The sequence below is a fragment of the Nostoc sp. genome, from assembly GCF_036917455.1.
GTDB lineage: Bacteria > Cyanobacteriota > Cyanobacteriia > Cyanobacteriales > Nostocaceae > Nostoc.
The window spans coordinates 46,123-62,416 of sequence record NZ_JBALDK010000130.1 but is presented as its reverse complement, the minus strand read 5'-3'; the positions used below and the strand labels follow the sequence as shown (position 1 = coordinate 62,416).

Genomic DNA, 16,294 nt, shown 5'->3' with positions numbered 1-16,294 from the left:
CTAAAATCTATGTAAACACGATCTGCTAAATCCTACGTTAAATTTAAATTTATTTAACTTTATAGAATGCCAGACGCGGAAAAGTCCCAAAGTCAGATGGCTAATGAGAAGCTGCTGCACCAGCAAGTTAGTAACAAAGCAGATTATTCGCTGCAAGCCTGGAAAGAAGAGGGAATGATGCTTCTGTTGGCTGATGGCACTATTCAGGCTTGCAATCCAGCTGGTAATCGCATTCTGGGACTAACCGCAGAACAGCTTGTAGGGCAAAATTTACTCAATCTCAAGTGGCAATTTATTCATGAAAATGGCTCTCCAATGCTGCGTGAGACTCACCCGGCGATCGCTGCTCAGAAAACAGGTAAACCTTACTTGAATGTCGGATGTGGCTTTTATAAGCCCAATGGCGAGCTAATCTGGCTATTGTTGTCTTCACAACCTCTATTCCAAAGTGGAGGAACCACTCCCTACGCGATCGTCACAACTTTTTCGGATATTACAGGATCTGAGCCCACACAACTTGAGGAAAACTGTAACTGTACTGAAGATACTAAACAAGTTGATGGAAATGAATTTCAGGCCCTGTGGGATAGTCAAAGTTTGTTTAAAAAAATTGCTGCCACTCTTCCAGGGATACTCTATATATATGACCTAATTGAGCAGCGAAATACTTACGTTAATTACGAAATTGCTCAAGGTTGGGGCTACACACCAGCACAAATCCAGGCAATGGGAAAGGAGTTATTTACCCAGCTTCTCCATCCTGAAGATTTAGCCCGACTCCCTACGTATCTTGAAAAATTTAATTCTACTTGTCAGGGCGAAGTCCTCAGTTTTGAATATCGGATTCGACATGCTAATGGAGAGTGGCGTTGGTTTTGTAGCTATGACACTGTGTATAGCAGAACTGCTGAAGGATTCCCACAATATCTTTTGGGAATCGCTTTTGATATTACAGAGCGACTACACACAGAAATTTCCCTGCGCCAAAGTAATGAAAGATTTGAGCTAGCGGCGGCGGCGGTTAATTGCCTAATCTATGACTGGGAGATGCAAAGAAATACTGTGGAAAGAACTCAGGGTCTAACTGAGGTTTTTGGCTACCTGCAACAAGAAGCTGAACCAACCTTTGAGTGGTGGCAAAAACTCATCCACCCTGATGACCAAGAAAGAGTTAATGACCAGTTCATGGCTAGTATGGCCAATAGCAACCGTTATAGCATTGAGTATCGAGTCCGTCACAAAGATGGCCGCTATTTGTGGGTGAAAGACCAAGGGTTTGCTGTCCGAGATGGAAATGGTCAGGTAGTTCGGGTAGTTGGTGCTAGTACTGATATTACCGAACAGCAAGTTGCGCTACGCGATCGCCAACAAATTGAAACAAACCTGCGCGAAAGTGAAGAAAGGATTCGGTTAGCGACTACCGCCGCAGAACTGGGTATGTGGTTTTGGAATATCAATACCAACGAGTTAATTTGGACAGAGAAATGTAAGCAGTTGTTTGGACTAAACCCAGAAGTTGAAATGGACTATGAGGTTTTCCTCAACTGTGTACATCCAGAAGACCATCAATGCATCAATCAAGCGATCGCCCGTTCTTTTAAAGAAAAGGTTGAGTATGACATTGAATACCGCAGCCTTTGGTCTGATGGTAGCATTCATTGGATTGCTGCTAAAGGTCGTATTTTCTGTGATGCTGAGGGGAAGCCAGTCAAAATGATGGGTACTGCTCAGGATATTACCCAGCGCAAACAGGTAGAAAATGATTTGCGCCAGCGTGAAACTCAGTTAAGGCGCTTAGTTGATTCCAATATTATTGGCATTATGTTCGCCAATCTTGACCACATTACTGAGGCGAACGAGGCTTTTTTAGAAATGGTGGGTTATACGCGAGAGGAACTATTAGCAGGTAAGGTACGCAGACAACAAATGACTCCACCGGAATATCACGCCCTCGATGGGCAGGGGCTAGAGCAACTTTTAACGGTTGGAGTATGTAATCCTTTTGAAAAAGAATACATCCGCAAAGATGGCTCGCGCATTCCGATACTAATTGGTGGTGCTTTGGTGGAAGAAGATCCGGTATCTTGGATCAGTTTTATTCTTGACTTAACCCCAAGGAAGCAATTAGAAAAGGCACTTAGACAACAAGCAGAAGAACTCAAACAGGCAAATCGGAACAAAGATGAGTTTCTCGCTATTCTCTCTCATGAATTGCGATCGCCCCTCAACCCCATTCTCGGCTGGTCATCCCTCCTCAGAAGCCGCAAGTTTGATGAAGTCACCACAAATCGGGCCTTGGAAACCATCGAAAGAAATGCTCAATTGCAGATTCAATTAATTGATGAGTTACTGGATGTCTCCCGAATTATTCGCGGTAAGTTGAACCTAACTTTTGCCACTGTTAATCTGGCATCTGTAATTAATTCTGCATTAGAAACAGTCCGGTTAATAGCAGAGAGCAAATCTATTCAGATAAAAATACAGCTTGACTCCAATGTTGGTAAAGTATCAGGCGATCATTATCGCTTACAGCAAGTTGTGGGGAATTTACTCTCCAATGCTGTCAAGTTCACTCCTGTCAATGGTTCAGTGGAAGTCAACCTATCATTGAGTCGGGAACTGACTTCTCATTCAGCGCTGATTCAAGTTAAAGACACAGGTCAAGGTATTTCCCCCGAATTCCTACCCCATGTATTTGAACATTTTCGTCAAGCTGATAGCAGCACAACCAAAAAAGTTGGTGGGCTGGGACTGGGATTGGCAATAGTTCGCCATCTGGTAGAGTTGCATGGTGGTATTGTCACCGCAGATAGTCCAGGAATTGGACAGGGAGCAACTTTTACTGTTACACTGCCCCTGATGCCAGAAAGTCGGGTGACAGAACAAGCAGAGGAAACAGAGAAGAAATTTAACTCGTCAGCGATCGCCGGAATACGGATATTGATTGTCGATGATGATGCTGACACACGGGAGTTTTTGCATTTTTTACTACAACAAAATGGGGCGCTGACAAAAGTTGCAGCATCGGCAAATGAGGCGATAGCTGTCATCGTCAAGACCGTACCTGATTTATTAATTAGCGATCTAGGAATGCCGGAGATAGATGGCTACAACCTAATTAAGCTACTTAGAGCTATGCCCAATGAAAAAGGAGGGAAAATCCCTGCGATCGCTCTTACCGCTTATGCTGGAGAAAGCGATCGCGAGCGAGTCTTAGCCGCTGGTTTCCAGAAACACATTGCCAAACCAGTAAAACCAACTGAATTACTAACCTCAATTGCAGATTTGCTAGAGCAAAGATAAGTAAAGCTTCTGACTTGCTCAAAACACGAAGAGACGTTGCACTTCTATGAAATTCAAAAATCCTAGTTTATCCTTGGGTTGATTTTTAGAAAACTGTCTTTTGCAAAAGATTGAAGAAGAATTTAGAAGTCAGAATCAAGACGCTCCAGGATGAGCTAACGCAACGCTTACAGTTGGGGATTCAGATCCTTGACTGATTGATGACCACCAAATTTTCTTGTTTTGTGGGGGTCTTAAACCCATTTATTCATCCGCCAGTCGTACAGAATACCCAACTAAATTTTGACTCCTGACTCCTGAATTTTGTTTCGATAATTCTTAGCCAAAAATCCCGGCACAATCATACCCCTAATTTCTGATTGCGATCGCTAATTTTCAGTCTATTACTTGAAATTTTACCATCAAGGACAACTATCTAAAGAGTGAAAGTTTTTTCTCAAAATCCAGCCATTAGTTAGTTGTATAATATTAATCAAAGATTAATAATACAGCATATCGCCAAGACACATTTTATTTCTTAAATCTTGCTAAAGATCGTGGTACATTGAGCTTGACGGTATTAACCATCCTCGGCAATTATAAAGATCCGGCTATTAAAAGCCAATGACCTTGCTGCTCGACTGCGATTTTATAACTGATAAAATCGCCTACTTGCACTAATTGTCTTTGTAGTTGCAACATATTACTTTACCACAGGAACGCTGCTTATCGTTATTAGTGTGACCTGCGATTGTTTAAAAATCAAATAGGAATCCTAATACTATGTGTGGTGAACATTTGGATAAATGTGGTGAGGTATCAGAGCAGCTACTCATAATGTCCAACATTTAAATTTTCCAGAGTTAAGGGTTGTATTTGTGGTTCCCATGTCGAGGTAAACCAAGCAACCATCTGGATACTTAATATTCACTTAACCTTGCATCCAGTATTTTTCAACATTCAATCCAAGAATTTCAAAAGAGGGTATTCCATGTTTAGTTTTTTTCGTTGGCCATCAGCAAGGGTTGCTTTACTAGTTCTGGGAATGACAGCGGCTACAATAACTCCTATCGTAATTTCTACCCCAGCTTCATCTCAAAATACCGTTCCATCAGCGACACCATCCCCTACTTCAACAGTTAACTTGTCTGATGTCTCCACAGATTATTGGGCGCATCCCTTCATTCAAGCCCTAGCTGACAATAATGTTATTGCTGGCTTTCCTGATGGTAGCTTCAGACCAAATCAAGCTGTAACTCGTGCTGAATTTGCTGCCCTGATTCAAAAAGCTTTCCCTAATCAGAACCGAGTTCGACAATTAACCGCAGGCGGATTTAGTGATGTTCCTGCTGGCTATTGGGCGGTTTCTGCAATTCAGTTCGCCTACGAAACTGGATTTTTGGCAGGCTATCCTGGGAACGTATTTTCACCAAATCAACAAATACCCAAGGTACAGGCGATCGTTGCTTTAACAAGTGGTTTGGGTTTGACTGCTAGCAGCACTGGAACCAGTAGTGACCTCAGCACCTACTACACTGATGCCTCAAGTATCCCGAACTATGCTGTTGCAAGTGTTACTGCTGCCACACAATCCAATATTGTTGTTAATTATCCAGATGTCAAACAACTCAATCCGCAACAGTCCCTGACTCGTGCTGAAGCTGCGGCACTCTTATATCAAGCTTTGGCTAAACAGGGACGGGTGCAACCCATTGCTAGCAATCTTTCAGCTAGTCAGTATATTGTCGGTGGAACTCAAACCGGTAGCGATATTGTGGCTCTTGCTTCATCCAGTAGTTCTCTTACAACTCTGACTTCTTTATTAAAGACAGCTGGTTTAACAGATATTCTTCAACAGGCAGGCCCTTATACAGTCTTCGCTCCCACCGATCAAGCATTTGCCGCTTTACCTGCTGCGACATTACAGCAGTTACAGCAACCAGAAAACAAACAAGCATTGATTAAGATTTTGACATACCATGTCGTTCCTGGTGCAGTAACTTCTAGTCAACTTACAGCAGGGCAACTGAATACTGCTGAAGAAAAACCGGTAAATATTCAAATCGATCGCGCTAGCAATCAAATCTCGGTGAATAATGCCAGAATTATCCAAGCAGACGTTAAAGCAAGCAATGGTGTTATCCATGCAATTAACCAAGTTCTTGTCCCGCCTGATGTTAACATCAGTCAATTAAATCAACCACCAACAGGAAACACAGATGGCACAACGCCTAGTGTTAGACCAGGTAGAACTACTCTTGGTGGCCCTAGCTATATTGGGGTTGGTGGTAACATTGGTTTGAGCGGTAACGATTCAGCTTTAAGCGATAGTAACTTTGCAGTATTCAGCAAAATTGGTCTGACACGCAATATCTCAGTGCGGCCATCAGTCATCTTTGGCGATGATACATTGTTTATGGTTCCCTTGACTTTGGATTTTACTCCTCGCGCAAGTGCTGAGGTGGGTCAACGAAGCTTTTTTATATCTCCTTATATCGGCGCTGGCGTAGCCATTGAAATTAATAACAATACCGATATTGGATTACTTCTAACTGGTGGTGTAGACATTCCCCTCGGTTCTCGATTTACGTTAAATGGGGCTGTAAATGCTGCTTTTTTGGATGATACTGATGTCGGGCTACAATTAGGGCTTGGCTACAACTTCTAACTGAAGATACTACTAGGGGCAATTGATGAATTGCCCCTAGGTGGAAATAATGGTTTTGGCTATTGTTTTGCTAAGTAATTTGGAATCAAGCTATATTAAGGTCGCTTGATAGCTAAAGTCAGCCCATCGGCGATCGGAACAATGGAGAGTGTAACCCGCTCATCGTAATGTAACTTTTCGTTAAGCGCCCGGATAGCTTGGGTGCTTTCATCTTGGTTTTGCGGGTCAGCAACTTGTCCTGACCATAAAACATTATCAATAGCGATCAATCCGCCTGGACGAACTAATTGCAGCGATCGCTCATAATATCCATCATAATTTTCTTTATCAGCATCAATAAAGGCAAAATCAAATGTCTCGGCTTGGTCAGTTGCCAACAGTCGATCTAAAGTTTCTAAACCTGGTGCTAGTCGCAGATCGATTTTATCAGCAACTCCGGCTTGCTGCCAATATCGCCTGGCGATCGCAGTAAATTCTTCACTCACATCAGCAGCGATAATCTTACCATCTTCAGGAAGTGCTAAGGCTACTGAGAGGGAACTATAACCTGTAAATACGCCAATTTCCAGGGTTTTCTTGGCTCCAATCAGCTGCACCAGTAGTCTCATAAATTGTCCTTGTTCTGGTGAAATCTGCATTGTGCTTCTGGGATGGCTTGCGGTTTCTTGGCGCAACTTCAAAAGAATCTCTGGTTCCCGCAGCGAAACGGATAAAAGGTAATTATAGAGTTGGTTATCAAGACCTAGAGACTGTTTTGGCATGATAGATGAGATAATTTCAAGAATCTACAGCTATACTATCGTCTAAGAGCAGTTTAATAATATACTAACTAAATTTTAGAATTTATCTGCTAAACAGTCGCTACTTTTACACTTTATTTAATCCACGTTCCTTAGAACAATTAATAAAGTTTTGTAATACTCATATTTGAGGCTTGGACAACAGCTAGTGTTACCGCTCCTGGTTGCCCTTTTAGCTGGAAAATTTGTTTAGGAACTAAGAATTTCACTCCCAATGCTTCTGTGTTGTTAAAAGGGGAAGCAGTTAGATTAGCTGCAAGAATAGCAGCCGCCTCTGCTACGCTAGGTGTACCTACTTTGTGGTCGGTAATTGTCGCAGGGTTGGGGACACACACGGAGCAAAGGCTTTCCGCAGAAAAGGTTTTTAGCGGTAGATTGCGTAGACGACAGAGTTCTACTAAGCCAATTTCCGAGGCTTTAATGTCAATGGTAGCAATCCCTGCGATCGCACTTTTAAAAAGTTGATTTTCTCGAAACACTTGCTCAATAGCCCAATCAATCAACTGCCATGAGGTTCCTCGTTTACAACCGATTCCTACCCATAAAACCTGTTGCACTTGGTATATTTCCTGAATAAAATCGTTATGGTTTACTCCAACAGCCAACCAAATAAATCTCCTACTATCAGCCTCAACTCAGTAGCAAAATCTGGCACAGGAATTAAAGCTTCTAATTCATCCAACATGATTGGCTGTTGATTGCGGATGTACACAAATACCGTTTGTTCTTCTGGATCGATCAGCCAACCCATTTGTGTTTCAGAATTCAGGCAATGCAAAATATTTTTTGTAACTTTCGTTTGTCTTTGATCGGGCGATAGAATCTCAATAGTCCAATCAGGAGATGCTTGGAATACGTTGGCAACTTCACCATTTTTATCACGGGGAATTCTTTGCCAAGTAAATACAGCAACATCTGGCACTATTGACCTTCCACCAAAAGTACACCGCAGTTCTGGAAAAGCACGAGCAATTCGTTTGGGCTTGACCGTTAAGTTTACAGTGCTAACCATTTCACCTTGAATTATACTGTGCTTTCCCTGTGGCATAGGTTTTTGAAGAATTTGTCCATCGATATATTCACTAGCCGGCTCCGTTTTTGGTAATATTAGAAACTCTGCCAAAGTTATATTTTTCGATGGTGTCCGTACCATAAGCGATCGCCTCCAGGTCTAAAAATTATGATTAACGAACCGCAAAGACGCAAAGGACACCAAGAAGAAATTAAGTTAACCCTTACTTAGCGTACCTTTGCGTTAAAAAATATTACATCCTCTCTAAAACCTGAATTCCTAACAAAGATAATCCCAGTTTCAGAGTTCTAGCAGTCAAATCACATAAAACCAATCGGGATGTACGCTGTGGTTCCTCTGCCTCCAAAACCTGAACTCCTTGATTCCGGTCATAAAACTGATTAAACTTCTTACTTAGTTCGTACAAATACTCACATAAACGATTAGGTAACAAGTCTTGTTCTACACTACTAATAACTTCATCCAGTTGAAGTAAATATTTTGCTAACGCTAATTCTGTTTCATGCTGTAACAGAACGGCATTGTTTCCTAACTCCTCAAAGTTAATATCACCCTTGCGGCTAATCCCCTGAATCCGCGCATAAGCATATAGCATATAAGGTGCAGTATTACCTTTGAAATCCAGCATTTTGTCGTAGCTGAAAATGTAGTTACTAGTGCGGTTTTGGCTTAAGTCTGCATATTTAACTGCACTGATGCCAACTACCCTAGCAACTTCATTAATAAATTCTTCAGTTTCTTGGCGTTCTTCTTCTTGTAACCTAGTTTTTAAGTCAGCATGGGCACGAGAAACAGCTTCATCTAATAAATCCCGCAACCGCACAGTATCCCCAGAACGAGTTTTGAATTTCTTCCCATCTTCTCCTAACACCAACCCAAAGGGCACATGCACTAATTCCACGTCATCGGGAATCCATCCAGCTTTGCGTGCTACCTGGAAAAATTGGGCAAAATGGTTTCCTTGTCCAGCATCGGTTACATAAACTATCCGCTTTGCTTGATCTTGCTGAATTCGGTAACGGAGGGATGCTAAATCAGTTGTGGCGTAGTTATAACCACCATCTGATTTTTGCACAATCAAGGGTAAAGGTTCACCTTCTCTATTGGTAAACCCTTCTAGAAAAACGCATTTTGCACCCTGATTTTCTACCAGTAATCCAGATTTTTCTAAATCTTCCACAACGCCAGATAGTAAAGGGTTATAGAAAGATTCTCCACGTTCAATTAATTTGATATCAAGCAACTCATAAATTATTTGAAACTCCCGCCGCGACTGTTCGCACAACAGTTTCCAAGCATGGAGTGTATCTTCTGCACCAGCTTGTAATCTCACAACTTCTTGCCGTGCTGTTTCTTGAAAAGCTTCATCTGCATCAAACCGCAATTTGGCTTTGCGATAAAAAGAGACTAAATCACCAATATCTAAAGCATTAGCAGTGGTAAGCGCATCTGGGTAAACTTCCCGCAAATAGGCGATTAACATCCCAAACTGCGTACCCCAGTCACCCACATGATTTAACCGCAGCACATCATGTCCTTGGAATTCTAAAATCCGGGCGATCGCATCACCAATAATCGTAGAACGCAAGTGTCCGACGTGCATTTCTTTGGCAATATTCGGGCTGGAAAAATCAACAATTTCCTGCTTCGGCGTTTTCGCCGCTGGAAGTCCCAACCGGGGATCGGCTTGAATATTGTTCAGTTGTGCTTCTAGATATGCCGTTTTTAGTTTCAGATTGATAAATCCTGGCCCAGCAATTTCTGGCGGTTCGCAGATTTCGGATACATCTAGTTTCTCAGCGATCGCAGCTGCGATCGCTCTTGGTTGCTTTCCTAACTTTTTACTCAGCGATAAAGCTACATTCGCCTGATAATCACCAAATTTAGGATTGCTAGCAGAAACCAATATTGGATCTACTCCCGCGAAATCAGCGCCAAAAGCCGCAACTATTGCCTGTTCAAGCTGAACTTTTAGTTTTTCTTGTGTAGCGTTCATATATAAATTTTATCTTTGAGAGAGGGAATGTAGCTCTGAAAAACCTTGATTCTTCACTTTAGAAATCTGGAGATTCTGAAGAGGGAGAAAAAATCAACACGCTGTTTGCAAAAGTATCTTTTTTGACAAAACTGTGTCTAGCTGACCATATTTTGCAATTTCAAGTCTTCACGCGCTACGAGGTCGCTAAACATAAATAATAACCTTGCTGTTTATTACAACAAAGTGTTAGAGGATGCTTGAAAAGTCCTTAGTGATGTATCAAATACTTTTAGATCCCCCTAAATCCCCCTTAAAAAGGGGGACTTTGATTCCGTTTCCCCACTTAAAAAGGGGGGATAGGGGGGATCAATAAATGCCTAATATCACAGCCGACCACTTTTCAAACAACCTTTTAACGCTGGCGACTTACCTTGAAGCGTTTTCGAGCCAATTTCTCTCTAAATTATCACAGGCATTGCTAAAAACTCAACTGCCCCAACGGTTTGATTGGGCTGCGTTTGTAGTAGAAAGGTGCATGATAGTTGGTTAACGCACTCTATAAAATACTCTCCAAATGAGGAAATTTCCCGAAAATAGGAAATATGCTTGACTTTTGACTTCTCAATTAAAGGAAGACTAATGCGTTATACAGTTGTGATTGAAAAGGGAGAAACTAGCTACGGCGCTTATGTCTCTGATTTACCGGGTTGTATCGCTGTGGGTGAAACTTTAGAAGAAGTCAAGCAAATGATTGCAGAAGCTATTGAATTTCATCTAGAAGGAATGCTAGAAGATGATTTATCTATTCCTCAGCCTACAAGCATCGCTCATGAGGTTGAAGTTGCAAAAGAATTATTTTCCACTAATACAAAAAGTGTTAATAATTTTACATAGTTTATTCACTGTGCAACTGCAAGCCACACAGTGAATAAATTATAGGGATGATGAAAGAATCAAGTTGTGTTGAAACTTTGCTCCTGCTGCCCAAGCAATGCACAACTTACGGAAGCGATCGCCCCGCACCTCAAAATTGGGGTACTGATCGAAACTCGCACAAGCTGGAGATAGCAACACTACAGACGCTTGATACTCCTTGGCTAATTCTGCCGATTTGGGGATTGCCCTTTCCATAGTTTCCACAATATGGTAAGAATAATATCCTATTTCTTGAAGGCGTTGAGCAAATGCGGGTGCAGCAGAGCCAATCAATAATACAGCAGCCGCTTTGGTTTGAATTTGTGCTAGCCAGCCAGTATCATCACCTGCTTTGGCTTCGCCACCAGCAATTAAAATCGCTGGACTTTTCACAGATGCTAAACCAACTTCGGCAGCATCGTAGTTAGTGGCTTTGCTGTCGTTAATGAAATCAATACCCTCCCAAGTGCAGATATGCTCCAAACGATGAGCAACACCGGGGAATTCACTAATTGCAAGTGCGATCGCATCACGATTAATTCCTGCTAATCTTGCCGTGGCTACTGCCATTAAGAGATTTTGCTGGTTATGTTCTCCCACCATTCGCAAAGTAGATACTTTCACAATCGCTTCTGGTGCAGAGGTTGCAGTCAATTTCTCCACAACCCAGTCGTCCTCGATGTAAAAACCTTTTTGGCTAATCAGGAAATCTTTTCCTCTGACACTTGTCCAATAAGCATTAGGCCAAGAATTTAAACCTTGTTGTCTCAAGTAGGCATCATCGCCATTGAACACTTGCAACTCAGACTGATGCAATAACTTTGCTTTGATGTTGTAATAGTTCTCTAAAGTCTTATGGCGGCTTAGATGATCTGGTGTGAAAGTCGTCCAAACTCCGATACGAGGTGCAAGAGAACTCGAAGATTCTATTTGATAGCTGCTAAGTTCCGCAATCACCCAATCAATACAATTTTGGATTGGAGTTTCCTCACCTATCCCCCGATCCCCCAGTCCCCTATAAGATAGAGCGACTTCACAGGCGGCGTAGCCAATATTACCGCAGGCGGGCGCGTCTAATTCTGCTGCTTGAAAAATGGCAGCAATTAAAGCCGTGGTAGTAGTTTTGCCGTTAGTCCCGGTAATTCCTACCCAAGGTAACGAGCGCAAATTTCGCCAAGCGAGTTCCATTTCCCCAATGGTTTCTATACCTAATTGCCGTGCCTTAATTAATATGGGAATATCCCAAGGCACGCCAGGACTAACAACTATTAATTGGGGTAAATTATCATCATTCAATTCTAGGGATTGGCCTAGTTTAACGGTTATTTGCTCGGCAGCGAGTTCTTGTTGTTGTAGTAGGAGGGTTTCGGAGGTGTTGCCATCACTTAGCTCTACCTCCCAACCTTCCCGTTTCAACAATCTCGCCGCAGCAACACCGGACTTTCCTAATCCAATTACATGAGCTTTGGACATAGATTGCAGCAGAGTGTCCCTGGTTAAGCACTCCCTATACTAGCGTTTCTTGGTAAAAATTACACAACTTTTTGTTGACCTACGCTACAGATTTTTGACGATCGCCCCAAAGTCAGCTAGAACACGAGCATGATTCCGAACTAATCCTAGTAAGTGTAATCGATTACGCTTAATTTCTGGATCGGAGTCCATAACTAAAACGCTATCTGGCCCATCAAAGAAGTTACTAACTGTCGGAGCAATTTTTGCTAGTGCTGTTACTAACAGTTGATAATTTCGTGTCTGCTGTGCTGTTGAGGAAAGCGGTACTGATTCGATTAAGGCATTATACAAAGCTTCTTCAGAGGGCTTTTGGAATAATTCTGGCCGAACTACCGTTGTCGGTTCTAGCTGTTTTGTATCCAAATCACCTTGAGCGGCTAATCGTGTGGAACGGTTAACGGTTTCGTAGATGTTATCTAGGGTACTATCGTTACGGATTTGTTGTAAGTACAAGGCGCGATCGCGGACATCCAATAAATCCTTTAACGTCCGTTCTGTGTATTCTGGGTCATTGTCGCCCAAAACTGCATTTACCAAATCGTAATCAATCTGTTTTTCTTCTTGCAATAAGGTGCGAATGCGTTGTAAGAAAAACTCTTGTAATGCTGTGGTTAATAATGTCCGATCTTTTTGATATTTCTTTGCAAAATCTGTTGCTATTTGTGCCAATAAACTATCTAAATTTATCGGTAAATTGTAAAACCAAGTAATTTTAACTACAGCATTAGCAGCCCGACGCAAAGCGAAGGGATCGGAAGAACCAGAGGGAATTAAACCTAAACCAAAGATACTTACCAAGGTATCTAATCTATCTGCCAAACCGACAATTTGACCTGTGAGTGTTTCGGGCAGATTGTCACCGGCTCCCGTTGGCAAATAATGTTGATAAATTGCTTTTGCTACTTCGGCATCTTCACCACTAGCTAAGGCATATTTTTCTCCCATAATGCCTTGTAATTCTGGGAATTCATACACCATTTGAGTTACCAAATCTGCTTTACATAATAAAGCAGCACGTTGAATCTTTTGGCTTTGATCTTCTGCTAATTTTAATTGGGTGGTAATTTGTTCAGCAATCTTAACTACTCTATCTACCTTGGCACGCACAGAACCCAATTCTTCTTGAAAAGTGACTTTTTCTAACTGCGGTAAAAAGCTATCTATTGGCTTAGTTGAATCAGCTTCGTAGAAAAATCTGCCATCAGCTAATCTGGCACGAATTACCCTTTCATTCCCAACAGCAACAATATCTGATTTTTTGGGATCGCCGTTAGAAATGGTGATGAAATTAGGCAGTAATTCTTGCTCGGAACTACCTGGTTTGAATACAGGGAAATAACGTTGGTGAGTTACCATGACTTCAGTAATTACCTCAGTTGGTAATTCCAAAAACTCTGGTTCAAATTTCCCAACAACTGTAGAAGGATATTCTACGAGATTAGTTACTTCCGCTAACAAATCGGGGTAAATGACTGTATACCCGCTTAAACTCTCTGCTACTGCCTTTACTTGCTCTTTAATCAGATTTTCGCGTTCTTCTGGGTCAACGGTGACATAAGCAGACTTGAGAGCGGTAACATAATCAGTAGCTTGGGCAATTGTCACAGGTTCAGGATGTAAGACGCGATGACCTTGAGAAATGCGATCGCTCTGAATCGTTTTAGAACCATTTACCAATTCCAACGGTAGCACCGTCTCATCTAATAAAGCTATCAGCCAGCGAATTGGTCGAGAAAATCTCCCATCTCCATCTCCCCAACGCATCAACCGCTTACCTTCTAAACCCCAAATCCACTGGAAAACAAGTTCTGTCAAAATTTCCGCTACAGGACGGCCAGGAATTCTTTTTTGCACAAAAACAAATTCCCCTTTGTCAGTGGGGCGAAGGAAGAGTGCATCTATTTCCACACCTTGCTTTTTGGCAAAACCTACTGCTGCTGCTGTCGGCTGACCATCTTTAAAGGCAGCTTGGGCGGGGGGCCCTTTAATTTCTTCTTCTCGGTCTGCTTGCTGAGATGGTAGACCTGTAATCAATACTGCCAAACGTCGGGGAGTACCGTACACCTGGACACTTTCACCCTGAAGGCTGTTTGCTTCCAAACTTTGAGGAATGCGTTCTCGCCACTGTATTAAGGCATCACTGAGAAAGCTTGCAGGTAATTCTTCTGTACCAACTTCTAATAGAAACGCTAAATTTCCTGATGTATCAACACTCTTAACCTTTGCCATCATAATACTACACAAAAGATATACGATATTAGACTAGTTAAATGTGTAGCGCTACTTATTAAGTATAATAGAATACTTAATTGCGACACAAGTTTTTGTACCACCAAAATTATATATCTGTTGGATATTGAAAGTTTATTGGCTATATATTAATCTCGGACTTGAATCAAAAGATAATTTAAATACATTTACAAGTTTAAAAAGTTTAAAAAGGGGGAAGAATCAAAGTCACCCTTTTTAAGGGGAGCCACTATGTCCCCAAGTCGATCGTGTGGCGTGGATTTAGGGAGATATAGAACGTTTTGATACTTATAATAAGACTTTTCAAACAGCCTTTTCCTACGAGCAAACTTATTTAAAAATATATGATTTAAGTTCTTGCTCGATTTGGTCGCTAATTATTTCAGTTCCCATACCGATTTTATCAAGGTTAACTCTAACAAAATTTGTTTTGTCTTGCTTTGTAAATTTTTTGTCATTATCCGAGTCTTTGATGATTCTTATAAAAATTGCATTTTGACTGGGAACAACAACCCAACTAATTATTCGACTATTATTTGGGGTAATTTGCTGGAGTTGCTTACCTGATAAATCAGAAAGATAACCAATAGTAGCATCTTCGCTGTTGAGTTTTTCATCTGTATTTGTGTCCTGGTCAATTATTCTATATAACCAAAATCTTGTATTTGGCTTGTTTACCGCTTTTACTTCCAATAAATCAAAGGAGGTGATAATGGCTTTTTTATTTAATAAAAGATGAGTTTCACCATCTTGTTTATGATAAAAAATAATATTAGAGAATTGGTTGTTTGTTTCATAAAAACGTGATGAAAAGCTTAAATCAATTCCTTGTTCTTCATTCTGCTTTGGAAGAATAACAGGAATCATCAGATAATCTGATTGTTCTTTAATGATTAAATCACTATAGATAAGATTTGCTTTAGGCTTAGGTTTGTCATCTGATTTTGCCTGTTCTACGTTTCTACTAACAGAAGATTTACAGGAAAAAGAAAGGAAAGAAAGGGTTGCGATAATCATGACTGTAGTAAAATTTTTCAAAAAGCTATAATTTATCATCAAATTCTCCTTGCAGGATAAATTGCTGTCTTATTTTATTCCCTGCTGGGAAATTAGCCAGATTCTAAATTTGAGTTTATCTTGGACAAAAAAGTGAAGTACCCTAAGCAAAATGTTTTAGGTGAATTCTAGTACTTACTGCTGTACGGAGAATAATTATATTAGAGTCATCGTCGGGTGGAACTCTAGCTTTGACTGCCTCAATGAGTTTTTGGCGAAAGCTTGAGTCTTTCATGCTACGGATGATATCGTGTCCGGTTAAACAATTGTCATTGCGATCGCCCTTGGCATTCCCGTTCGCGCAGCGTCTCCGGTAGGAGAAAGAGAAGGGTGCGGTAGGGGCAATTCATTACGGGAGCAATGCGATTTTGTGAGGTGAGTAAGCAGGGGAGGCAGGGGAGGCAGGGGAGGCAGGGGGAGAGAAATAATTTAAGTATATTTTTTAGATTTTTAGTAGTAAAACATACTAGATTTTTTCTAACTCCCCCTGCTCCCCCTGCCTCCCCTGCTCCCCCTGCTCATTAGACGATGATCTCACTTTTTCGCGTTGCTCCCATTCATTACTTGCCCCTACCGTAAAATCAAGGTTGGGGCTATCTTCTGCGTAAGTCCTAAAGGAAAGAAATGCCCCGCTCCCTTATCCAATCCAATTTCAGTTACTCTGAATGACCAAAATAGCTTTATGATTCTCTACAAAAGCATATTTGAAATTATTTCGGTTTAATACCAAAATATTCTCAAGCTCATTCTAGAACATGGTGAATCACTTAAAGGTGATTCCTTGCAATGCGGGTATT

10 protein-coding genes are annotated in these 16,294 nt (G+C 41.3%); 3 read left to right on the top strand and 7 right to left on the bottom strand.

Annotated elements, in window-relative coordinates; all coding sequences use genetic code 11:
• Window positions 1-66: 66 nt before the first annotated feature.
• A complete protein-coding gene (locus V7K42_RS13745; RefSeq protein WP_334916992.1) occupies window positions 67-3,303 on the top strand; it encodes a PAS domain-containing protein in 3,237 nt (1,078 codons plus the stop codon).
• Between the two features lie 970 nt (window positions 3,304-4,273).
• Window positions 4,274-5,950: a fasciclin domain-containing protein gene (locus V7K42_RS13740; protein ID WP_334916990.1), complete on the top strand. Its 1,677-nt coding sequence runs from the start codon at window positions 4,274-4,276 to the stop codon at window positions 5,948-5,950.
• Window positions 5,951-6,045: 95 nt separating this feature from the next.
• Here V7K42_RS13740 and V7K42_RS13735 read toward each other — a convergent pair whose 3' ends face one another.
• The 4 genes from V7K42_RS13735 to argS all read right to left on the bottom strand — a co-directional run bounded on the left by V7K42_RS13735 (window position 6,046) and on the right by argS (window position 9,779).
• Window positions 6,046-6,711 (bottom strand): class I SAM-dependent methyltransferase, encoded by a 666-nt coding sequence (locus V7K42_RS13735; protein ID WP_334916988.1) that lies wholly within the window; start codon window positions 6,709-6,711, stop codon window positions 6,046-6,048.
• A 140-nt stretch (window positions 6,712-6,851) separates the two neighbouring features.
• Window positions 6,852-7,355 (bottom strand): cobalamin biosynthesis protein, encoded by a 504-nt coding sequence (locus V7K42_RS13730; RefSeq protein ID WP_334916986.1) that lies wholly within the window; start codon window positions 7,353-7,355, stop codon window positions 6,852-6,854.
• A complete protein-coding gene (locus tag V7K42_RS13725) occupies window positions 7,340-7,903 on the bottom strand; it encodes a Uma2 family endonuclease (RefSeq protein WP_334916984.1) in 564 nt (187 codons plus the stop codon). The genes V7K42_RS13730 and V7K42_RS13725 overlap by 16 nt, the downstream gene beginning before the upstream one ends.
• Window positions 7,904-8,015: 112 nt before the next feature.
• Window positions 8,016-9,779, bottom strand: coding sequence for an arginine--tRNA ligase (gene argS / locus V7K42_RS13720; RefSeq protein ID WP_334916982.1), 1,764 nt, complete (start codon window positions 9,777-9,779; stop codon window positions 8,016-8,018).
• 621 nt (window positions 9,780-10,400) lie between these two features.
• Here argS and V7K42_RS13715 point away from each other — a divergent pair.
• The gene (locus V7K42_RS13715) at window positions 10,401-10,655 is read left to right on the top strand and encodes a type II toxin-antitoxin system HicB family antitoxin (protein WP_334916980.1); all 255 of its coding nucleotides are present in this window, start codon (window positions 10,401-10,403) and stop codon (window positions 10,653-10,655) included.
• A 39-nt stretch (window positions 10,656-10,694) separates the two neighbouring features.
• On the opposite strand, the gene murD is transcribed toward V7K42_RS13715, so the two are convergent.
• From murD to V7K42_RS13700, 3 genes are all read right to left on the bottom strand, one after another.
• Complete coding sequence (gene murD, locus V7K42_RS13710) at window positions 10,695-12,149, bottom strand: UDP-N-acetylmuramoyl-L-alanine--D-glutamate ligase (RefSeq protein ID WP_334916979.1); 1,455 nt, start codon at window positions 12,147-12,149, stop codon at window positions 10,695-10,697.
• 84 nt (window positions 12,150-12,233) lie between these two features.
• Window positions 12,234-14,423: a glycine--tRNA ligase subunit beta gene (gene glyS / locus V7K42_RS13705; RefSeq protein WP_334916977.1), complete on the bottom strand. Its 2,190-nt coding sequence runs from the start codon at window positions 14,421-14,423 to the stop codon at window positions 12,234-12,236.
• Window positions 14,424-14,771: 348 nt separating this feature from the next.
• Window positions 14,772-15,497 (bottom strand): hypothetical protein, encoded by a 726-nt coding sequence (locus V7K42_RS13700; protein ID WP_334916975.1) that lies wholly within the window; start codon window positions 15,495-15,497, stop codon window positions 14,772-14,774.
• Between the last annotated feature and the right edge of the window lie 797 nt (window positions 15,498-16,294).